The 23,188-nt window shown below is 35.1% G+C and carries 17 protein-coding genes; 9 read left to right on the plus strand and 8 right to left on the minus strand.

The genetic code is table 11. The annotated features are described in order from the left end of the window. Window positions 1-15: 15 nt before the first annotated feature. Window positions 16-1,104 (plus strand): carbamoyl phosphate synthase small subunit, encoded by a 1,089-nt coding sequence (locus FFM71_RS10400; RefSeq protein WP_137612107.1) that lies wholly within the window; start codon window positions 16-18, stop codon window positions 1,102-1,104. Continuing rightward, window positions 1,095-3,497 (plus strand): ATP-binding protein, encoded by a 2,403-nt coding sequence (locus tag FFM71_RS10405; protein ID WP_137612108.1) that lies wholly within the window; start codon window positions 1,095-1,097, stop codon window positions 3,495-3,497. Before FFM71_RS10400 ends, FFM71_RS10405 begins: the two co-directional genes overlap by 10 nt. 135 nt (window positions 3,498-3,632) lie before the next feature. Here FFM71_RS10405 and FFM71_RS10410 read toward each other — a convergent pair whose 3' ends face one another. Then, complete coding sequence (locus FFM71_RS10410) at window positions 3,633-5,294, minus strand: Rqc2 family fibronectin-binding protein (protein WP_137612109.1); 1,662 nt, start codon at window positions 5,292-5,294, stop codon at window positions 3,633-3,635. Between the two features lie 138 nt (window positions 5,295-5,432). On the opposite strand from FFM71_RS10410, the gene fakB reads away from it, so the two are divergent. Continuing rightward, a complete protein-coding gene (gene fakB, locus FFM71_RS10415; RefSeq protein ID WP_137612110.1) occupies window positions 5,433-6,299 on the plus strand; it encodes a DegV family protein in 867 nt (288 codons plus the stop codon). Window positions 6,300-6,666: 367 nt separating this feature from the next. Continuing rightward, window positions 6,667-7,908 (plus strand): CAP domain-containing protein, encoded by a 1,242-nt coding sequence (locus FFM71_RS10420; RefSeq protein ID WP_137612111.1) that lies wholly within the window; start codon window positions 6,667-6,669, stop codon window positions 7,906-7,908. A 248-nt stretch (window positions 7,909-8,156) separates the two neighbouring features. On the opposite strand, the gene FFM71_RS10425 is transcribed toward FFM71_RS10420, so the two are convergent. Next, window positions 8,157-8,744 carry a site-specific integrase gene (locus FFM71_RS10425; protein WP_137612112.1) on the minus strand — a complete coding sequence of 196 codons (588 nt, stop codon included), beginning with the start codon at window positions 8,742-8,744 and terminating at the stop codon, window positions 8,157-8,159. Window positions 8,745-8,908: 164 nt separating this feature from the next. On the opposite strand from FFM71_RS10425, the gene FFM71_RS13450 reads away from it, so the two are divergent. Then, window positions 8,909-9,073: a hypothetical protein gene (locus tag FFM71_RS13450; protein WP_223876527.1), complete on the plus strand. Its 165-nt coding sequence runs from the start codon at window positions 8,909-8,911 to the stop codon at window positions 9,071-9,073. 153 nt (window positions 9,074-9,226) lie between these two features. Here FFM71_RS13450 and FFM71_RS10430 read toward each other — a convergent pair whose 3' ends face one another. Then, a complete protein-coding gene (locus tag FFM71_RS10430; protein WP_137612113.1) occupies window positions 9,227-10,036 on the minus strand; it encodes a hypothetical protein in 810 nt (269 codons plus the stop codon). 543 nt (window positions 10,037-10,579) lie between these two features. Here FFM71_RS10430 and FFM71_RS10435 point away from each other — a divergent pair. The 3 genes from FFM71_RS10435 to FFM71_RS10445 all read left to right on the plus strand — a co-directional run bounded on the left by FFM71_RS10435 (window position 10,580) and on the right by FFM71_RS10445 (window position 15,941). Beyond that, on the plus strand, window positions 10,580-12,670 hold the full coding sequence (locus FFM71_RS10435) for an LTA synthase family protein (RefSeq protein ID WP_137612114.1): 2,091 nt from the start codon (window positions 10,580-10,582) through the stop codon (window positions 12,668-12,670). Window positions 12,671-12,746: 76 nt separating this feature from the next. Continuing rightward, a complete protein-coding gene (locus FFM71_RS13455) occupies window positions 12,747-13,013 on the plus strand; it encodes a type II toxin-antitoxin system Phd/YefM family antitoxin (protein WP_171000544.1) in 267 nt (88 codons plus the stop codon). A gap of 240 nt (window positions 13,014-13,253) precedes the next feature. Then, window positions 13,254-15,941, plus strand: a complete 2,688-nt coding sequence (locus tag FFM71_RS10445; RefSeq protein ID WP_137612116.1) for a cation-translocating P-type ATPase — start codon at window positions 13,254-13,256, stop codon at window positions 15,939-15,941. A gap of 389 nt (window positions 15,942-16,330) precedes the next feature. On the opposite strand, the gene FFM71_RS10450 is transcribed toward FFM71_RS10445, so the two are convergent. The 5 genes from FFM71_RS10450 to FFM71_RS10470 form a co-directional block, all read right to left on the minus strand. After that, on the minus strand, window positions 16,331-17,263 hold the full coding sequence (locus FFM71_RS10450) for a LacI family DNA-binding transcriptional regulator (protein ID WP_137612117.1): 933 nt from the start codon (window positions 17,261-17,263) through the stop codon (window positions 16,331-16,333). A gap of 3 nt (window positions 17,264-17,266) precedes the next feature. Beyond that, entirely contained in the window at window positions 17,267-18,073 is an 807-nt protein-coding gene (locus FFM71_RS10455) for an HAD family hydrolase (RefSeq protein WP_137612118.1), read from the minus strand. Between the two features lie 716 nt (window positions 18,074-18,789). Beyond that, window positions 18,790-19,662, minus strand: a complete 873-nt coding sequence (locus tag FFM71_RS10460) for a metallophosphoesterase family protein (RefSeq protein ID WP_137612119.1) — start codon at window positions 19,660-19,662, stop codon at window positions 18,790-18,792. Between the two features lie 429 nt (window positions 19,663-20,091). Then, entirely contained in the window at window positions 20,092-21,882 is a 1,791-nt protein-coding gene (recQ, locus tag FFM71_RS10465) for a DNA helicase RecQ (RefSeq protein WP_137612120.1), read from the minus strand. Window positions 21,883-21,983: 101 nt separating this feature from the next. Further along, window positions 21,984-22,472 carry a methylated-DNA--[protein]-cysteine S-methyltransferase gene (locus tag FFM71_RS10470; protein WP_137612121.1) on the minus strand — a complete coding sequence of 163 codons (489 nt, stop codon included), beginning with the start codon at window positions 22,470-22,472 and terminating at the stop codon, window positions 21,984-21,986. Window positions 22,473-22,553: 81 nt separating this feature from the next. Here FFM71_RS10470 and FFM71_RS10475 point away from each other — a divergent pair, with 81 nt between their 5' ends. After that, window positions 22,554-23,033 (plus strand): Ada metal-binding domain-containing protein, encoded by a 480-nt coding sequence (locus FFM71_RS10475; protein WP_137612122.1) that lies wholly within the window; start codon window positions 22,554-22,556, stop codon window positions 23,031-23,033. Window positions 23,034-23,188 lie beyond the last annotated feature (155 nt).

The following is a 23,188-nucleotide window of genomic DNA, read 5'->3' on the forward strand; positions in this document are numbered from 1 at the left end:
GAGGAGTTGCAAGAGATGAAACGTTATTTAATTTTAGAAGACGGGACCGTGTTTCCTGGTGAAGGTTTCGGATCTTCTATCATTACCACGGGACAGTTGGTAATATCAAATAATCGTACCGGAATTGAGCAATCCGTCACTGACCCTGATACTGAGGGCCAGATTTTGGCGTTCACGATTCCTTCTGTTGGTAACTCAGGAATTAATCGCGACTTTTATGAATCAATCAATTCCCAGTGTAAGGGTGTAGTAATTGGTTCATCAAGTTTATCAACTGTTGATGGCTCAGTCTCATTTGAGAACTGGATCACCGGACTTAAAATACCAGGGATTAAAAATGTCGATGTTCGAGCATTAGCAAAACATATTGCAGAACATGGCGAGATGAAAGCAAGTATCATGGACACTCATGACGAGCATGCTATGGACCAGATCAAGGCTTTAGTTTTGCCACCAGATTTGGTTAAGCGTGTTTCAACTAGACAGTCGTATCCAAATCCCAATATGGGTTTGAAAATTGTCATCGTCGATTTGGGTCTAAAATATTCGATTTTACGCCAATTATCATACCGTGATTGCAATTCAATTATCGTTAACTATAATTCTACAGCTGAGGAAATTGAGAGTTTGCATCCGGACGGCATCATTTATTCAAATGGCCCTGGTAATCCAGAAGATTTGCCTAGAACTATTAAAACGATTCAGGTTTTACAAAAGAATTATCCAATATTAGGTATTGGTTTAGGTAATTTATTGATTGCTCTAGCTAACGATTGTCAGATAATCCGTTTGAAGGAACCTCATCATGAATCATCTTTGGCTGTTAAGGAAGTTGCCAGTGGCAAAATTGATTTCGTTAACCACAACCATTCATATACTTTAGATGAAAAATATATCGGTGGTTCAGATTTTATTGTTACGAATGTCTGCGTTGCTGATGGAACAATCGAAGGTATCCGTCACGAATATTTACCAATTATGTGTGTCTTATTTGAACCTGAGGCAGCACCTGGACCTACTGACGGTTATTATGTCTTCGATGAGTTTATCGATTTAGTTGAATCAGTTAAGAAACAAGAGGGAGCTAGAAATCAATGGAATTAGATGATGTACATACGATTTTAATTATCGGTCCTACTAGTAGTGACAAAAACGTTGATCTTTCTACTGCTCTATATGATACAGTCGATATTTTGCACCAGTTAGGATACAAGACGTCTATTATTGTTGAGGATCCAACTTCACTATTATCATCAGGGGTCTTTTATGATAAAACAATCGTGGAAAAGGTAACCGGTGACAATGTTTTAAAGTTTGTTCAAAAGTATCATCCTGATGCTATTTTACCGACCGTCGGCGATCGTAATGCGTTAGGGATTATTTCTAGTTTAAATGGAAAAATTGGTAGCACCAAGGTACTAGGGGCTAGTTTCTCGGCTTCGTTGGCAACATTTAAGCGTGAACTGTTCATCAAAAAATTGACCAAGGCTAATCTGCCAGTAATCAAATTCATTTCATCAGATGATGAAAAAGAAATCTATAGCTTCATTCGTTCAATCGGTTTTCCAATTATTGCCAGAAGACGTTATTCAAATCGACACTCCAGTGGCTGGACTAATATTAATAATTTGTTTGAATTGGATAATTTCATGGCTATGGAAGATGTTTCCGATACTAGAATTGAAATTGAACGTAGTATCAGAGGCTTCAGTGAATATTCCTTTACTATCTTGCGAGATCGTTATGACAACTCATCATTAGTTGGAACGATTGAAGATATTGAACCAATTGGTATCCATCATTTGGATTCCAACTTGATATCACCAGCAATTTCATTAAACGATTCAAAGTTGCAACGTTTGCGTAATTATTCCATCAAATTGGCTCGAGCTTTTAATATTGTCGGTATTTGTACGGTTCATTTTGCCTATAATCATACGACCAAGGAATCATATATAACCGAATTCATCCCTCGTTTGAGTGAGGAGACTAAGTTTTTGGAATATGCTACAAGTTATCCTATCGCCACAGCTGTGGCTGAGCTTTGTTTAGGCTATCATCTAGACAAGTTACAGTTAGATGCTGGAAACTACTTTAACGGGGCAACTGAGCCTTTTGTGGACCATTTAACATCGCGCTTCCCTCAATGGAAGACTCCTGGTCAAAAATATTTGGGACCAAGCAAGACATCTGACTCCAGTATCGTGGTCAATGGGTTTAGTTTGGAAGAAGTATTAAATAAGGGTGCATTAAACGACAAGCTGAATAATAATTTTGATCGTTATAATGAATTGCGTAAATTAGATGATGATGAATTATTTGAAAAAATCATTCACCCAACTAATTGGCTACTTGACGTCTTGTCTGAAGCTTTACGTCGAAAATTTGAAATGCCTGTTCTGTCTGAGATCACTGGTGTCAATGTGCCATATTTAAATGCGTTGCAAAATATCATCAATAACAGTTTGATTATTCGTGAAGGCGAAATTGATGGTAAGAATGTTGAACGTATGGTTGAGATGGGTGTCAAAGGTGTCGGTCATAGCAAATTGTTACTTGATAGTCCAGACATTGTTACTAAAACAGTGGTTAAAAATAAGCGTGCTGTATCAGTTGGTAACAATACGTATATTAATCATAATTACTTCGTTACTAGTGGTATCAGCAATGAATTGGAATTGAGCGATAGAAAAAAAATTATCGTTAGAACGCCAATCATTACTTCAAAAACAGATATTATGATTCGTCAGTTTGTTTTATTTCAACTGGCTAAGTCAATTGATCAAAATGGACTCGAACCAATCATTATAGGTCGTGAACCATGGAATGCGCCATTATCAATGCGTCGAAAAGTCGTTGAAATAGATGATCCCCACATGGAAATGAAAAGTCTCGGTTTGATCAAGCAGGACAGCGTTTTGAATATCATTGATCTTTCAAAAAATTTGGTTGATACAGAAGATGAGCGTGTCTTTCAATTCAGTGCTCAAGAGATTAAGAACATCGAATTAAAAGGTGATACGAGTGTTCGGGTCATGGTTGTTACAGATGGCAATAATTTCTTAGCACCATCAGTTATTTACCGTGGTAAACGCGATAATCATTTATACGAGATAAGTTCCGTTAATAATTTCATGACTGTTGAAGATCGAGTGGAAATTTCCAAATTGATCAAGCAGGAACTTGAAGATGACAACAAAGTCGATATCTTTAATTTTGAAATGGTTAAGAGCAATGGGCACTGGCTAGTGACTAAGAAGTACCGGGGGATGACGAATGATATTATCCGCCACGAACTTGCTAGTTCAGTTCATGTGATTGATACCTTGGTTAAATTGCTACTGGGAAATAAGATTGACGATGGTTTATCTTTGGAAAAAGTTTTTGATAATTTTGATGAGAAATATCTATTAACAATCGACGATAAACGTTATAAGTTACTTGATAAAGAAGAGATCCAAGAGAAACTCAAGGAATTACGGTTGAAGGAAAAATAATAACTTTCATAGTCATGACTTTTTTAGCTATGGGATAAAACATTGATTTTGTATCGTTGTATATAAAAGGAGCTTAATATTATCAAAATCCAATTTGACAATATTAAGCTCCTTTTTTATATATTAATAATCTTTTTAGTCCTCTTTCAAATCAGTAACTAGTTTACGATCAGGATCAACTAAAATTGTCTTCTGTCCTTCAAAAATCACAAAACCAGGTTTAGCACCATTTGGTTTTCTAATATGTTTGATTTGGACATAGTCAACAGGAACTTTACTTGAATCACGTGCTTTAGAATAATAGGCAGCAATTGTAGCAGCTTCAGTAATTGATTGTTCATCAGGATCACTAGTTTTTAGAATGACGTGTGAACCAGGAATATCTTTAACATGGAACCAATAATGATTTTTTTGCGCTAATTTCATCGTTAACTGGTCATTTTCCAAGTTATTCTTACCAACGGTAATTTCGACACCATTAGTTGTCTTGAAATCTTCGCCAATTCTCTTTTTACGTTTCTTAGGAGCATTCTTACGTTTCTTCTTGATATAGCCAGATTCGATCAATTCTTCAACGATTCCGTCCACATCCTCGATATCAACGTATTCAAGGGAAGCAAGAACGGACTCTAGATAATTGACCTCGTTTGTCGTAATTTCTAATTGTTCCTTAATATGTGGAATCGAGTTCTGCAACTTACGGTATTTCTTGTAATAACTTTGAGCATTGAGTGAAGCCGAATACTCGGGATTTAGCTTGATGGTTACTTCTTCGTTATTATAATAGTTAGTTAAAGTAATTGAACTTGAGCCATGTTCGATTTTTGACATGTATGTCGTTAACAATTCACCGTAGAGATTGTACTTAGCCATCACATCGGTAGCAGACAACTGCTGATTGAGTTTTTTAACCTTAGACTTATCCTTTTTCAAGATAATGCTTAAACGGTGTGTAACACTCTTAGTTTGCTGCTCAATGCGGTCAAGACGTGCCTTATCAAGATAATAATTATCCAACAGTTCACTAAGGGATGGATAGTCATTGACCTCAGTAGTAGTGTTATTAAAGCTAATTGGGGAAAATCCTAATTTATGTTTATTGTTATTGGCAGTATTTGGATGTAGGTTTTCCTGATAATCCTTTAGAAAGTTATCAAAGCTATTGCCTTGAGCAATAAACTGTTCTAACTCAGCAGATGTATCTAAACCAATACCTTCATATTTTTGACGAATATCAGTAGCTGACATGCCACTTAAATCATCATTTTTTGTAGAAAATGGATTGATTTTATTTTGTGCAGGAGGTAATTTATAATCATCACCTGGTAACAGACCACGAAAACTGTTATTTTCTGGTGAAACTCGTTTAATTAAATCAATAATCTTACCAGTTTCCTTATTGATCAAGAAGATATTACTGTGACGTGCCATGATCTCGGTAACCAGCGTATAACTGTGAAGGTCTCCAAGCTCATTTTTTGCTGAAAGGTCGATTGAAACGACACGGTCATTATTTAATTGTCTAAAATCCTCAACAATTGCACTCGTAATATACTTACGTAAAGACATTACAAACGTCGATGGTTTAGCCGGGTTAGCAAATGGTTGTTGCGTTATTTGAACTCTGGCATATGAGGGATGTGCTGACAACAAAAGTTGACGATTCTTACGATTACTTCTCACTGTAAGAATCAATTCATTAGCGAATGGTTGTTGAATTTTACTAATACGACCACCGCGGAGGTTCTGATTTAATTCGTTTACCATAGAGTGCGTAAACATTCCATCAAAAGACATATTTTGCTTCCTTTCCTAAAACTAAGCGATAATTTCTGAAAATTTTTAATATGTAACAAATATAAGTTTGCGTGAATATGATATAATTTAATGGTTGTCCAATCATTTAACGTAACCAAACAAGGAATTGATAAATTTATGAAAATAGCCATTGTTACAGATAGTACATCTTATTTGCCACAAGAAACAGTCGATAAATATAATATAACAGTTGTGCCAATAGAGGTAGTATTTAATACTAAAACATATCGTGAAGATATTGATATCACTACATCCGAATTCTATGATTTGCTACAGGAATCACCAGAATTACCTTCAACAGCTCAACCTTCAATGGGCGAGATGTTAAAGATATACGATAAACTGGCTAAAGAAGGCTATGATACCGTAATTTCAATTCATTTAGCAAGTACAATTTCAGGATTTGTCAATAATCTAAAAAGTGCTGCTCAAGCAATCAAAAACATCAACGTAGTTGTTTATGATTCACACATTACCGTTCGCTTAATGGGCTATTTAGCTCAGGAAGCTGCCAAAATGGCACAAGAGAACAAACCAGTGGATGAAATAATTGATCGTCTAGATGCTCTACGTTCATCAATCGGTGAAACTTTTGTAGTTGATGATTTGAAGAATTTAGTTAAAGGCGGCAGATTATCAAATACTTCAGCCGTAATTGGTACTGTCTTAAATATTAAACCTTTATTGGAATTTGACAATGAATCCCATAAAATCGTAGCTTACGATAAAGTTCGTTCAATGAAGAAAGCCAAATTAAAGGCTGAAGAAAAATTGAATGCAGCGGTTGATGCCAGTCCTTATCCATTAAGACTATTAGTTTTGGATGCGGACGATCCTGAGGCGGGAGACCGTTGGGCTGATGAAGTTCATGAGAGGTATCCTGATGCCACATTAGAGCGCTCATACTTTGGACCAGTTATCGGAGTTCATTTAGGAAAAGGTGCGCTTGCATTAGCCTGGATGCGTGACTTCGACAAATCATAATATAATTTTTTGATACCTGACGGGTTATATTCGTGAGGTGTTTTTTATTTTATACATCCAGCTAAATATGGATATCATGGCGGGCGATAGCATTTCAGTGTTTTCATAATATGGTATAGAACCTACAGACATCAACTCAATTTGGCCTTCATCACTGCCATATTTTCGACCAAATTTGGCGGAATTCCCAAACAAAAAATATATATTCCAAACCTTTTCAAAGAAAGTTATACTTAAAGTAGCGGAAAAGTTCCTTTATTTACCGGAATAATATAAAATGATTATTATAAATAGTACTTTATTAATACATCCATTGAGTTAAAATAAACATAACCATTATTTTCACATTGAAAAGGGGAGTAGTATCATGTTTTCTAAAACGAAGAGAGCAGCTATTTTAGTAGCTGCAAGTGCACTTCTTGCTACAAGTTTGGGAGGGAATATTGCATATGCTGATACAACTGCAAATGCTAACAATACTTCTACAGTTACAACAACTAGCACCAATTCTAATAGTGATGCCAATGTAGCCACTGCAACTAATGATAGTGTCGATCCTAATAAGACGGTTACTACCACTTCAACAAATGACACTACAAATTCTTCAACGACCGCAAATACTCAAGCAAGTTATAATAATATTGATATTGCTTCAGTTAAAGTAGCAATGTTAACCGAATTGAATCGTTTACGAGCTCAAAATGGATTGTCAGCTTTAACGGCTGTAGGGGTTTTGAATAATTATGCTCAAGTTAGAACTGATTCGTTCACAAGTACCGGTGGTGTTGATAATCACGCTGGCTGGAATTCTGCTAACATGTATCCTTATAATTTAACAGCTGAGGAAAATATTGCACAGATGCCTTTCTCAATGATTGGCACAACAGACCCTACTGCAATTGCACAAAAAATTACACATGAGTTTTATAGTGAAATGTATGATTCAGAACCAAACTATGGTCACAGAAAGAATATGCTGAATCCTTATATTAACTATGTTGGAGTTGGTGTAAGTGTTGCTCGCAACGGTATGGTTTACTTCTCGCAAGAAATGGGAAATGATCAGGCTTCATACAGCAAGTATAATGCTAGTGACGTTTATTCATACTTTCTAACAAACAATAACGATTACGCTAATGTTTCTAAATATGACATAGCTGACGCCGACAAGACAAGTGCTGACTATACTAGCCGTGAAAATTACGTTACTGCCGACCTTCGTGGAGGAGTATCAACTAAGAATGCGGTCACACCACTTTACGATCGTTATGGTAACAAGCGAACTGATTTGGAATTATCACCAAATACTGACTGGATTTCTGATATGATTGCTGTTATCAATGGTAGTACTTTCTATCATGTAAGTACTAATGGCTTCGTATCAGCAAATGACGCATTACCGTGGGCAACTTTCTTATCAGGAGCTAGTGTTACCGCTACAACTAATGCAAAAATTTATGATAATAATGGTAGAGATACTGGTGGTACAGTCAATACTAACAGCAAATGGATTGTTGACAGACGTGCAGTAAATCCATTAACTGGCGTTAAAATGTATCGTATAAGCACTAATGCCTGGATTCAACAAAATCAATTAGTTCAAAATTAATATGAAACCAACAGACTAGTTTAGTTTGTTGGTTTTTTTATAATCAAAAATGGAAAGTTGGACTATATATTCCATCTCTTTCGTATAATTTATTCTTCGTTTGAAAATTGATTCAATGAATATTCTAAATACACTAACGTATATAGTGCTAGTTGATATCCACTTCACTAACTAATGACGAAAAAAAGTTGTTTTTCATTCAGGCTTGAATTTAAGTTCTCAAACCTAAAGTGAAAAACAACTTTTTTCTATCCAAAATCAACTTGATCCAACATTTGTTCACGTGACTCTTGATCCAATCCTAAATAGGCAAGAGTCATTTGTTGGCTACTGTGATTCAACAAGCGCATCACCAATGCAATATTATAATTCGATTGAATATAAACTCGATAAGCTCCAGTTTTTCGCATCGTATGTGTTCCTAAATAATTAATATTCAACAAGTCGCCGGTTTTTGCCATTATCTTATAAAACTGCTTTTCTGAGACATGACGGTCTGGATGTTCCATTGAAGGAAAGAGCCATTCTGATTGCACATGATTTTCTAAACGCCATTCTTGATATAATAATAAATCACGTTTTATTGGTCGCAAATATAATGTATTGGGTTTTCCGGTTTTTTTATCGTGAATATAGGCATTCTTTCTGAGATCATCATAGTCATCAAAAACGTCACGATATTTTAACGACATCACATCAGAGACTCGCAAGAGGGTAGCTTTTCCCGTTTGAAAAATAGTGTAATTTCTTCGGCCATATTTAAAGTTTCTTAAAAGTGTATTTTTTACTTCATTTAGCACATTGGTGTCTTTTATAGGCAAAACTAGTTGTTTCATAGGCTCTCCATATTAGGGGCTGTTATTCAGCTTTTTAATTAAATAGACCCTTTAAATATATTGTAGTTTTTCTAGGCTGATACGTCAATGTTTTACAGGGGCTATTTCTTACAAATAGCCCCTGTAATTCAATGAAATCATTCATTTTGATGAATGTTAATTCTATGGTCAAGTTCATTTATGTAATTGGTGAATGTACGTCAAATGATCGTAAAATTAATATCTCAGCATTTGATGATTATGTCGCAAAAATTATTGGTTTTGGAATTACCATAATTAATTTAAAAGTAGATACACAGATTACATCCGCCATATTATTAAAACGGTAAGATTTTTGATATTGATTTAGTTATTAAGCACAAAAAAAATGATCGTACGCCGGCAAAGTTCCGGAATATGATCATTTAAAAATTGCATTAGAATTTATATTATTTCAAAACTAAACTTGACAGGTACTGACACATTTGAAAATTTTGTTTTTGTTATTTACTATTAATCATTGCATTCATTCCATCATTCATTTTTTCATCGTCTTTCTTGTCCCAGTCATTTTCAGATTGACTACTTGATTCTCCATTTTTTTCAGAAGAACCACCAATAGAAGGTTTCTCTGGTATCCTTCGATATTTACCATCCTCGTCTTGGAAAAAGACAGACTTATTCGAAAAATTTATTAACCAAAACTCGCCAGGAATATTATTTGTTCCTGCCTGAGTTTTAGAAAGAATCAATGCAACTTTTTCTCCGGCCTTTGGCAAGCGATTGTTATCATACTCAACAGTAACTATTTCATCAGATGTGGCATCTTCTTTTGGTATATTCATAAATTCTTTATCATCCACGGGAGCAAGCATTTCTTTTTTTGTGATATTTCCTCCTAAAAACATTACTCGAATAATCTTGTTTTGTTGAGAATTATCCCCACGTAGAACACGTTTCACACCCACATCTGCAATTGTATAAGGATGGCTTTCAAAAACAAAGCTCTTCAATCCCGTTATTTCACCAGTTATAGTTAGCTGTCCAGAATCAACCAATTTAGAAAAGGTCGAAGGGTATCCTACAAAAGCCATCTCTGCACCTTGTTGGACCTTTTCGTGACTATAAAATGTATGATTAATCTGTTCAACTGTTTTTTTATCAATAAATTTCTTTGCCAATTTCTTTTTTGGTTTTGATATTGCTTGTTCATTAGCAATACTTTTGGATCCGACATTGCTTAAATAGTATGTCGTAAAACCTGCAAATAACATTGGTGCGGCAATACCACTTATTATTAAGCTCTTTTTCAATTTTATGCCCCTCCATTTTAATTACTTTTTTAGTTTACATGAAAGGGTAATTTTGAGAAACGATTCTTAGACTTTTCAGACATTGTTTCTCCGTATAATTCTTAATAATTTTTTATTTTAAATATCTAACTAACCAGTACATTTTAAAACGCACTTGTAATTTTACAATAATGGGAAGGGCATATAAGTGTGATATTACACGGCTAGTTCATCATTTAAGGACTAACCTTTTATATGCAATGTAGATATATCGTTATTCCAAAAATAAAGGTCAATATATTGTTAGATTCTATTAAATAGTTAAAATATTCACAAAAGCCATTGAAAGCAACATTTCTTCCTTGTATACTGAATATATTAGCAAGTAAGGTTTTACACGCACGGCCTGAGCTGCTTATATGGTTCATCAAGTAAGTGCTGACAAATCGCAATAGGTTTATTAAAATTTGAAATGCTATAAATTAAAAAATATTAGTTCTAAGAATGAAGCATTAGTAAAGATTACTTACTAGTGCTTTTTATAATCTAAAAGCAGGTAGTAAAATGACGAATAAGTACATGTTAAAGTTGAACCGGCAAAATATAATTCTGTTACTTTCCTTATTACTTTGGATTGAAACAATAATTGCCTATTTTGTTGACTTCAATTTGGGTATTGAAGGAGTACTACAAGTTATAATAGCTCTGTTCAATCCGTTTGGATTTATCCTTCTGATACTATGTATTGCTAATTTTTTCGTACGTGATAAGTTTTTCACAATTTCACTGGAAATTTTATTCTCTTTAGAAACGATAATCCTAATAGCTAACGTTATTTATTACAGAGAATTCTCAGATTTTATTTCCATTGATACTATGTTAAGTGCTCAAAAATTCAATGGTGCCATGGGAAAAAGTATTGCAACACTGATAATGCCACAAGATGCAATTTATCTAATTAATCTAATGTTAATAATATTTTTACCATTCGTAATAAAGAAATACCTCCAAGTCAAACCGATTAGACTTGTCAACAAAGTGGCACTTTTATTTGTCAGTATGCTACTAGTTATAACAAATCTAACTATTTCGGAAATGAATCGTCCTCAATTATTAGGCAGGACTTTTGATCAAACATATATTGTGAAATATTTAGGTCTGAACTTTTATACTATCTATAATTCAGCAAACAAAGTTAATGAAGATACTGAAAAAAATAATGTGACGACTGTGGATATTGATTCGCCTTTGGAAGAAACTGCTGATATTTATGCGAAACCAAACAAAAAATACTTTGGAATCGCTAAAAAAAAGAACGTTATAATAATTCACTTAGAAAGCTTCCAACAAGTTTTAATAAATATGAGGGTCAATAATCAAGAGGTAACACCATTTTTAAATAGTTTATATTCTGATAAGAATACGATAAGCTTCCCTAATTTCTTTCATGAGGTTGGTCAAGGGAAAACTAGTGACGCAGAAACAATGTTAGAAAGTGGACTATTTGGATTACCAACTGGTTCATTTTTCACAAAGCTTGGTCCAACCAATACGTTTCAAGGTGCACCTGCTATTTTGCAACAAAAGGAAGGGTACACGAGTGCAGTATTCCACGGAAATGTAGGTAGTTTCTACTCGAGAAACAAAGTATACAAAAATATGGGATATAATTATTTCTTTGATCAGGGTTACTTTGATCAAACCGAAAATTCTAATATTGGATTTGGCTTAAAAGATAAATTGATGTTCCAAGAAAGTGTTAAATATTTAGAAAAATTGCAGCAGCCTTTTTACGTGAAATACATAACACTGACTAATCATTATCCTTTTGACCTATCAGATGAAGACAATGATGGCTTTATTAAACCAGAGACTCAAAATAATATTGTAAATAATTATTTCGTTACCGCACATTATCTTGATGCTTCATTGCAGGAATTCTTCAAATATCTCAAGAAAAGTGGCTTGTATGACAAGTCTATGATTGTATTATATGGTGATCACTACGGTATTTCGGATGACAAAAATACTGCCTTGGCTACTTTGTTAAACAAGGACCCCAGTACTTGGAATAAATTCGACAATGCCCAATTACAAAGGGTTCCATTTATGATTAATATGAAGGGACTTTCAGGTCACGTCGACAACGAATATGGTGGAGAAATAGATGTTTTACCAACAATCTTATATTTATTAGGTGTTAATACTAAAGGTTATATTCAACTGGGTACAGATTTATTATCGAAGGACCATAATAGAAACGTGGTATTCAGAGACAACAATCTAATCAATAAAAATTACACTATTTTTAAAAATTCTAATGGTTCTTTTGACGTATACGATAATAAAGACGGAAAACTAATTGATTTGAACAATTATCCAGACTTAGAAAAGAACATTACTCAGATATATGACAAGAAACAGAAATTACTAAATACTTCGGATACTATTAACAATAAGAACCTTTTGAGATTTTACACTCCCATAGGCTTCAAACCTACCAATCCTCAAGATTATGATTACGATCAAGAAGATAATAAATTAAATGAAATAAATAATTCATTGGGTAATGCATCGACGAGCTTATATTCACAGAATAACGATAAAACAACGACTTCACTCTATGAGACCAATGCGCCAGAAGTTGGAAATTAGGATAAAACAATCGACATATATGATAACGCTCCATATAATATGTAGTATATTTAATAAAATAACTTACGAGGTTACCATGATGAAAATAATGACTAATCCATCTCAGGCCAGAAAAGACCTTTACGATATTATTAAATATGTTAATGAAAAATCCACTCCAATCGAAATAAATGGTTGTACTGAAGAGGATAGTGCCGTTATTATGAGTGCTAAAGATTATAAATCATTTCAAGAAACATTACATTTACTGAATGACGGAACTTTAGACAAAGTACACAAAGTTATGAAAGATGATTCTGGAGAAACAGATATCACCAATGGTATTGATTGGGATAAAATCTGATGTCTAATACAAACGTAGTTCATAGATACCTTGTACAAATAATCATTGAAATCGATTGCTTTATCTCAAAATATCATTTATACTGATTTCAACACAAGGGAGTAACTGGCAGAATTAAAGCTACCTGTGACAAAATCGTCAGCAAGACTTCGGTCTGGTTTTGTCTTAATTAGTGAGACTTGTACGCTATTTAGCGTGCAAGTCTTTTTTTATCCCTTAGCAAATACGAGGAGGATTATTTTGAAACAGCAAAACAGTACGACCCGTTATTATTCTTCAGATAAAACATCACTTTTCCAACAATTTCGCACTAATGAAGAGGGATTAAGTGAGCAAGAAGTTAAAAATCGTTTAGAAAAAGACGGTCCCAATGCTTTAGCTCAAGGAAAGAAACAGACAATTGTTCAGAAGTTCTTCAATCAATTTAAAGATTTTATGATTATTGTTTTACTAGTGGCCGCCTTTATCTCGGGTGTAGTTGCTCAAGAATGGGCCGATGCCGCCTTGATTTTAGCAGTTGTCATCATCAACGCTGTCTTTGGAGTTTTCCAAGAATCCAAGGCTGAAGAAGCAATTGACGCTTTAAAAGAAATGTCGACTCCTGAAGCACATGTTAAACGAGCTGGTAAATTTGCGACTGTTAGTAGTGAAAAATTAGTTGCTGGTGATATTGTTTTACTTGAAGCTGGTGACATTGTTCCGGCTGACATTCGGTTACTTGATTCGGCTTCGATGAAGATTGAGGAGTCGGCTTTGACTGGTGAATCAGTTCCCGTTATTAAGTCCATTGACACATTGCCTGATGAAGATATTCCTCTAGGTGATAGAAAAAATATGGCTTACATGAATAGTAATGTTACTTATGGACGTGGTTTAGGAGTTGTTGTCGCCACAGGTATGCAGACTGAAGTTGGTCACATTGCTGGTATGATCAATCAAGCTGAAGATAGTAGCACACCATTGCAAGAAAATTTGAATTCACTAGGAAAAACTTTAACATGGATGATTCTAGTAATTGCGGCAATTATCTTTGCCGTTGGTATCTTCAATAATCCTTCTGGATTGCCAATGAATGAACTTATTATTGATATGCTTCTAGTAGCGATTTCATTAGCCGTTGCCGCTATTCCTGAGGGACTCCCAGCCATTGTTACAATTATTTTAGCTCTAGGAACTACTAGAATGGCCAAGAGAAAGGCACTAGTTAGAAAGCTTCCAGCGGTTGAAACATTGGGAGGCACTGACATTGTTGCATCCGATAAAACTGGTACTTTGACACAAAATAAAATGACTGTCGAAAAAGTTTATCAATATGGTAAATTACATGATGCTTCAGAAAAGATTTCGGGAACTGACAAAGTATTACAGGTTATGACTTTCAGCAATGATACTAAGGTTCAAGAAGATGGCACACTTGTAGGTGATCCTACGGAAACAGCTTTAGTTCAATTTGGACTCGATCATGATTATCAAATTGAAGAAGAATTGAAAAAAGAGCCTCGAGTTGCCGAAGTTCCATTTGATTCAGAGCGTAAGTTGATGTCAACTATTCATCAATTGCATAATGGTAAATTTTTAGTAGCCGTTAAAGGCGCTCCTGACATGCTATTAGAACGTATTACTGAGATTCAAATCAGTCCAGAAGAAATCAGATCCTTTACTAAAACTGATGAAAGTGACATTCTAAATCAGAATAAACTCATGGCAACCCAAGCATTACGTGTCCTAGCTATGGGTTATAAGGTAATTGATTCAATCCCAGAAGAAGTAAACTCTGATACCATCGAGCACGACCTTATCTTTGCTGGATTAATTGGTATGATCGACCCAGAACGTCCAGAAGCTGCTGCTGCTGTTGCCGATGCGAAGAAGGCCGGTATTCGTCCAATGATGATTACTGGTGATCACCAAGATACTGCTGAAGCCATTGCCGCCAGATTAGGTATTATCAAACCTGGTGATGACGCTGCTGTAATTACAGGTGCACAATTGGACCAGATGAGTGATCAGGAGTTTGCGAAAAAAGTTAAGAATTATTCGGTCTATGCCCGTGTCTCTCCAGAACATAAAGTTAGAATCGTCAATGCTTGGCAAAAGAAGGGGAAAGTCGTTGCTATGACCGGCGATGGCGTTAATGATGCCCCAGCATTGAAGTCAGCCGATATCGGTATTGGTATGGGTATAACCGGAACTGAAGTTTCTAAAAGTGCTTCCGATATGGTCCTAGCCGATGATAATTTTGCGACTATCATTGTAGCCGTTGAGGAAGGGCGAAAAGTCTTCTCAAATATCCAAAAATCAATTCAGTACTTACTTTCAGCTAACTTAGGTGAAGTTCTAACACTCTTTATGATGACCCTTCTTGGTTGGGATATCCTATTACCAGTGCAATTGTTATGGATCAACTTAGCAACTGACACATTTCCAGCAATCGCCTTAGGTGTTGAACCAACTGAAGCAGGTATCATGAACCGGAAACCCCGTGGACGAAAATCTAGTTTTCTAAGTGGTGGTATTGGTTCAGCTATTATTTATCAAGGTATTCTCGAAGGACTAATCACATTGGGTGTGTACGCGTCAGCATTGATGTTCCCAGTTCATACGGGGAATGCAGCAATTCATGCGGATGCTTTAACAATGGCATATGCAACGTTAGCCTTGATCCAGTTGTTCCATGCATTTAATGTTAAATCCACTTATCAATCAATATTCAAGATTCATCCATTTAAAAATAAAGTATTTAATATCGGAGTAGCCGCATCATTCATTATGGTAGCTGCTACAATCGTTGTCCCAGGATTCAACAGTTTATTCCACGTTTCTGAACTAAATGTAGTTCAATGGTTAACTGTCCTAGGTGCAGGTATTTTGATGATTGTGATTGTTGAATTGGTAAAATTAATTCAGCGCCGCAGAATGCAAAACTAATCAAAAAAACCATCAGATTTGGATAAAAATCCAGATCTGGTGGTTTTTACTGTATATTGAAGTGAAAATTGATAAGACAATTATTGCAATAGCCCTAGAGCCAATTTATTTAAATAAGCAGAAATCTTCGTTTTATTATTCTCACCATAAAAAAACAAACTAGTTGGAAGAGCTGAGAGTATTCATTTGCAGCGAAAGTGGCGTTATTGCTTCAGCAATTACACCACCGGGCGTGTTGAAGACTCGCGGGTTTTGCGAGGCTTCAACCGAGGTTCGAGACCGCACTTTGGCTCGGGCCGTTCCGCGCAGCAATTGAATACTCTCAGCTCTGGAAACGGCATACTTAACTAAAATTCCAACATTTACTATTTTATCTAAAATTAAAAAAATCAGCGTTTGATTAATTCCGAATTGATTGGAATCATTTTTATTTCCCCAGAGATTGCTAATTCCATTGCCTTTCGGCCAACCTCGTGAAAGTGATGATCAATCGTGGGAATATTTAAAATGTTACCTGATAATTGGTTTTCTTGACCCATCATGGCTGGAACAGACAGCTCATTGTCCAAATAATATTGACGAGCTCCAGCAGCTACATCATCACCATTAGCAAAGATGAAATCTGGTTTTTTCTCGTTCTTTTGAAAACCTGCCATTGCGTTATAGCCATCTTGATATGTAGTAACCGAAGTATTAATAATTTTGGGAGTTGCACCGTATACCGCTTCATAACTTGCTAACGTCAGGCTACTAGTCGTACTGGATTCTCTAGGTCGACTTAAAAGAATACCAATTTCATGATATCCTTGATTTTTTACGTAAGAAAAAGCTTCAGTAAATGTCTTACTACGTAAGGAATAGGCGGCTGCAATCTGATAATCACCAGGATTTTCACAACAAATAATTGAACCGTATTTTTGGTACTTTAGAAGTCGTTTTAAGGGAATGCCGCGTGAAGTAAAAATCAGAGCGTCATAACTTTTTCGCCGTAATTGTTCGAGATATTGATTTTCAATGTCGGCGTTATACAAGGAGGGCAGTAAAACAACATGGTACCCCTTAGCAAAGGCAGTCTCCATGATGCCTTTAATTAGATGCGTAAAGTATGGATGTTTAGTGTGTGGCAGAACAATACCGACATTATATGTTTTGCCACGACTCAAATCACGAGCTACATCGTTTGGAACATAATCTTGTTCCTCGATAATTTTTTGGATTTTATTCCGAGCAGTATCAGACAAATAACCAGAATTGTTCAAAACCCGCGATACCGTTGAGACGGAATAACCTGATAATCTAGCAATATCATGAATATTTGTCATTATTTACCCCTTTAAATAGTTTTTAATTCCATAAGCAACACCATCTGCATCGTTGGTCTTCGTAATGAATTTACCATGTTGCTTAATCTCAGCTAAGGCATTATCCATAACAATTGGAGTTCCAACAGATTTCAACATAGGCAAATCATTGTGTCCATCACCAAAGGCAGCCATTTCATCTCTAAGTAATCTCTCCAGATCTTGAATATACTTAATTCCCTTTGATTTTTGAGCTTTTTTACTGGTTATTTCTAGGTACTCTTTACCGGAACGTTTAATGCTGATACTTGTGATTTTGAGATTTAATAGAAAAGTATTTAAACTCTCCATTTCCTTATTATCAAAGGTAATTAGCATGATCTTGTAGAATTTTTTGTCTTGGTTGAATAAAGAGTCATAATCAATAACTTGAATTTTTTGATTGGTCAAACTAGCTTCGTATTTAATCCCAGCGTCGTTTTTATCGGAATACCAATGGCTAACATCGTAGCAACTACAACTTACTGAAGGAAAGTTTATTTTAACCTGCTGAATAATGAATTTAATATCTTCAAGTGCTAATGGATCATCACGCAATACTTGTAAATTATCGGCAGATTTTTTAAAGATTAGTCCACCATTAAAAGCTATCTGAGGATCTTTTAAATTTAATTTGTCAATTGTTTCTGCCATTTCCATCGGTGCACGAGCTGAAACTAGCGTGAAGGGGATTTGACTATCCTTAATTGTAGCAACGTTGTAGTTGCTGACATGACCACTGCTACTTAACAAAGTACCATCCATGTCTGAAAAAATGTGTCTTATCAAAATTTAGTCCTCCTGAATCTCTTTAAACTAATAGTAATATATGAAACGGGTACCACATCAAGTATTTTATTTAAATTTATCATATAAAATATGCCGTTTCCAGAGCTGTAATAGCAATCGTTAGATCAATTTTTCGACTTTCAACCTTCAGTTTGTAAAGAAAATTTTACAAGTAAATCAGGAAAGGAGAATGCAATCAACAGGGTACATTTGCTAAAATAAAGTAACCAAATAACAAAAGGAAACTCATTTTATGACAGCCAGAACAGTTAGACGTATCAAGAAGATATGTTTATTATCGGGAATTTACCATGCTTTATTTGAATTGCTTTTTCACATAACCATGTTCGTTCTCATGTTTTTTAACTACCAAATTGTTGTGTCAATTAGAAAACTCATATTTGTTCTGTCTATCATAAGTTTAATTATTGGTTTTGGCCCATTGCTTTTGGGCATTTGGATGGTGTTTTGCATTTGGTCAGTAGTGTTATTGTTGGTTTCTTTGGTTAATACATAAAATCATTTTGAAATAACCTCTGACAGACCACCAAAATAACTAAATGAAGAAACTAATATGATTCTTACTTTACTTAATTAGGCAATAAAAAAATGAAAACCGAATAAGCAGAGTACAGGAGCAATTGCTTTAGATTTTCATTAGGGAACTGATTAAATCACTATTTTGTTGTTTAAGGTTACATAATACATATTATAAGAAGTTACATATTTTTATCAAAGAGGGCTATTTTATTAATGTATTTTAAAGCGTCCGTTCGATAATCATATTTATTGATGATTTTATTTAGAGCCTCATCATTATGTGTGAATGCTTTGCCATCTGTAAAGATTTTTTGATACAACTCAATGAATGGCAAATTATTTTCTGCCGCAAAGTCTAACTCTGCTTTGACTGAATAAGAAACTTTTCTGAAGTCAATCCCACCATAACCAGTATCGTCAAAAGTTATAATTGTGTACTGAGCGCGTCTGTCAGTACTTAAATTTGCCCAAGCAGTATATGGTTGTCCAATTGAACCTGGATTGATGATTAGTTGATCCTTGCTACTAGTTCTGAATAACTGATGATGTGTATGACCATATATCGCCATGTCATAATCGTTGTAAGGCTTGGAAAACAACAGTTTATCAAAATTTTGCTGTTTCTCATATGGTAACAGCTCGTGTCCATAGTTCTTAGACGGATAATTGTGTGTTAAAAGAATTTTAAGGCCACTCAGAGACGTCTCTGAAGCAATAGTCCAATGCTTAATTTGTTCCAGATACTTAGGTTCAAGGTGATTATTAACATATTTGATTAGCTCAATGATATAGGGCGTTTGAGGCTCTTGGAGGTACTTTTTTCCAATTGAAACGACATCTTCAAATAGAAAATTATCCCAATTGCCACGGATCATTTGGGTAGTATTTATTGAATTCAGGAGTTTCAAAATTGAATTAGTTCCGGGGCCAGGCATCAAGAGGTCACCAAGAAACCAATATTCAGACACGTTTTGCTCCTCAGCATCTTTAATAACGCTATGAAAGGCAGTGTAGTTGCCGTGAATATCCGATATGAGTGCCACCTTTTTCATAATTTACCCCCTCTTTTGTCCCTACTAACTGCAAGTAAGGCTTTATCTTTAATATTACACTAGTTAAGGTTTGTTTGATTCGATTGGTTTGATGTTATTTGTTTTGAATTTTTTGATTTAATGTTTTCGTAAAACATTTTATTTAATCTTTATTTATTACAAAATTTTCATTAATTGAATCTATATGAATTGATTTATTGATACTATTCGTTGATTAACTCCATGAACTCATCATCCAATAACAATAGAATCAACCTCTCAGCACTCACCTAGCCTGCTTTAAAGGCTATTTCGACTAATAATACCCTATCCTTGTGTGATCCAATTACCTATAAAGCCTACTATACCAGTCTTTCTCATTCGTACTATGATGCTCGTCTTATTTTTGCAAATAACAATAAAAAAATAGTCAATTATTTAACTGACTATTTATTGTGCTGCTTGATAGGTTTTGATTTCTTCAATAAAGCTTTCACCATACTGTTCTAACTTAACCTTACCTACTCCACTGACCGCTAAAAACTCATTACTATTCGTAGGTATCCGGACACACATATCTTTCAGCGTCTTATCTGAGAAAATCATAAATGGTGGCAAAGCCTGCTTACGTGCAAACTGTAAACGTAGACTACGTAATTTCTCGAATAAGTCGACATCGAAGCTGCCATCTGCAACCATTGATTTACTAGGTTCAACATGATTAACATCGCGTTTCTTAGCAACATTAATTTTCCCCTTAAGAACGTCTGCTCCCTTTTTAGATAATAATAGAGTAGGGTATTCTCCCCCGCTGCTACGTAAAAAGCCGTTGGCAGATAAAAATTCAATTAAACGACTAGTTTCTTTTAAAGTTTTATCTTTAAAAATACCAAACGTTGAAAGCTTTTCGAAATGCCTCCAATCATCAGCTACATCATCTTTGCCAACTAAAACTCTGGTTGTTACTTTCTTGCCATATCGTTGACCCATTCGTACGACACAGCTAAGTATTTTCTGAGCATCATCGGTAACATCTACAACCTCACGATCATCGAGACAGTTTGAACAACGACCACAGACATCCGTGTTTTTTTCTCCGAAATAATCCAAAATAAATTTCATTAGACAAGTTTCAGTTTCAGCATATCGACTCATTTCAAAAAGTTTATTCTTCAAACTTAATTTGTATTGATCATCACCCAGAGACTTATCAATAAAAAATTGGTGCAATCGTAAGTCCGCCGGTGCATACAATAAAATTGCTTCCGCTGGTAAGCCATCACGTCCCGCACGACCAACTTCTTGATAATAACTCTCAATTGTACCCGGAATGGTAAAGTGTAGCACATAACGAACGTTGGTCTTATTGATTCCCATACCAAATGCATTGGTAGCAACAATTACATTGATTCGATCAAAAAGAAAGTCTTCTTGTTGCTGATGGCGTTCTTTGTCGCTCAAACCTGCATGATAGCGACCGACCAAGACGTCGTTTTCTTTGAGAAATTGATAAATATTGTCAACATCTTCACGTCGACCAGCATAAATTATTCCTGATTCATCAATATGCGCTTTGACATAATTCAGAATATACTCAGATTTATCGACTCCACGTTCAATTTTTAAAGCCAAATTATCACGATCAAAACCAGTTTTAACAATGTTTTCATCTGGAATGTCTAGAATCTTGGCTAAATCATCTTGAACCTGTTCAGTAGCCGTCGCTGTTAAAGCTAGCCACGAAATATCTCCAGGCAATTGTTGCAAAGGTTCAACCATTTTTAAGTAACTATTTCTAAAATCGTGTCCCCAAGATGACAAAACGTGTGCCTCATCAATGGCAATCAAAGAAATATCCAGTGCCGATAACCAACTAAAGAATTCATCATCAACAATTTTTTCTGGCGCCACAAATAATAGTTTCACTGCCCCGCTTTCAATGTAGCGCATCCGTTCTTCACGGTCGTGCCACTCCACAGTACTGTTCAAGTAGGTTGCAGGGATACCGGCTTCAATTAAACTGTCAACTTGGTCTTTCATTAAAGAAATTAATGGCGATACAACTAATGTCAATCCTGGCAAAATGGTTGCTGGCAATTGATAACAAATGGACTTTCCACCACCAGTTGGCATGATTCCCATTGCCTTTTTACCAGCCATAACCTTCTCAATCAATTCTTTTTGACCAGGTCTAAAAGTATCATATCCGAATTCTTCTTTTAAGATGGCCTCTAATTTCAAGCTAAAAACTCCTTGTTTGTCTAAAATATTATAGGTAAATCATATCACAAATACTTAATCATCCCTTATATTTTAAAGTACGAAAAAATCTCCAGTTAAAATTAATTATTTTGCTCTAATTTCAATAAATCTTGCTTCATATCCAAACCACCACGATAGCCACCTAATGTACCTGACTTAGTTAGCACACGATGACATGGAATAACCATTAACAAGGGATTTTTACCCACTGCAGTTCCCACGGCTCGAACCGCCTTTGGACGACCGATCATTTTAGCAAGACTCGTATAATCAGTTACTGCGCCATAAGGAATATCTAACAAGGCGTTCCAAACAGATTCTTGAAATTCAGTACCAATAATATCGATCGGCAAATCAAAGCGTTGTCTTGTACCATTCAAATATTCGCCGATCTGCTCAATATAAGGTTCAGTTTTCTCAATATCGTCAATTAATTGGCAATCATAAAATGTTTGTAATTCGTTGATTCCTTTATCCCTGGAACCGATGAAAGCTAATCCTTTTTCTGTGACACCAATCAAATATTTATGCTGCGCAATTAAAAAAATATGATAATAAATTTTCTTCATAACTATTCACCAACTTTTATGTAGTCTTATTATATGCTAAAATTCACTTAAAAATCTTGCATTCTAATTCGAGGTAAACTTATGAAACATCCCCTAACTATCTCCAGATGGACTGCCATTGCTACTAATGACCAATCCAAAGATGGATTGTTTTTTTACGGTGTTACAACTACAAAGATATTTTGTAAACCGTCATGTCATTCTAAGATACCGAATAAAGAAAATATTGTTATCTTTAAAACAACTGCCGAGGCTTTATCAGCCAATTTTCGTCCTTGTAAAAGGTGTCAACCAACTGGCTCCACTCCTAACCGTCTCTGGATTGAACAAATTAAACAATATTTGGAAAATAATTTTCAGCATGAATTGACACTGAACACGATTGCTGAGGACTGTCATGGGAGTGTTTCTAATTTACAACGGACCTTTAAAAAGAATACTGGCATTAGTCCAACTAATTATCTTGTAAAAATTCGCCTGACTCACAGCCAAGAATTGCTTAAAAACAGTGGATATCCTATCAAAACAATTGCGAATCGGGAGGCCGCTGAAAAACTATAGTATTTTTTTAATAAGGATTCATGGAATTCAAAAATGGCACGTTAATTGATGTTTTTAACCAATTAGCGTGCCATTTTTTCTATTATTTACTTATTTTCTTTGCTTTTTTCCTTTAACAATTGTTGGATTCGTTTCATATTCACACAAAAAATCGT

The organism is Companilactobacillus huachuanensis, from assembly GCF_005404815.1.
Taxonomy (GTDB): Bacteria; Bacillota; Bacilli; order Lactobacillales; family Lactobacillaceae; genus Companilactobacillus; species Companilactobacillus huachuanensis.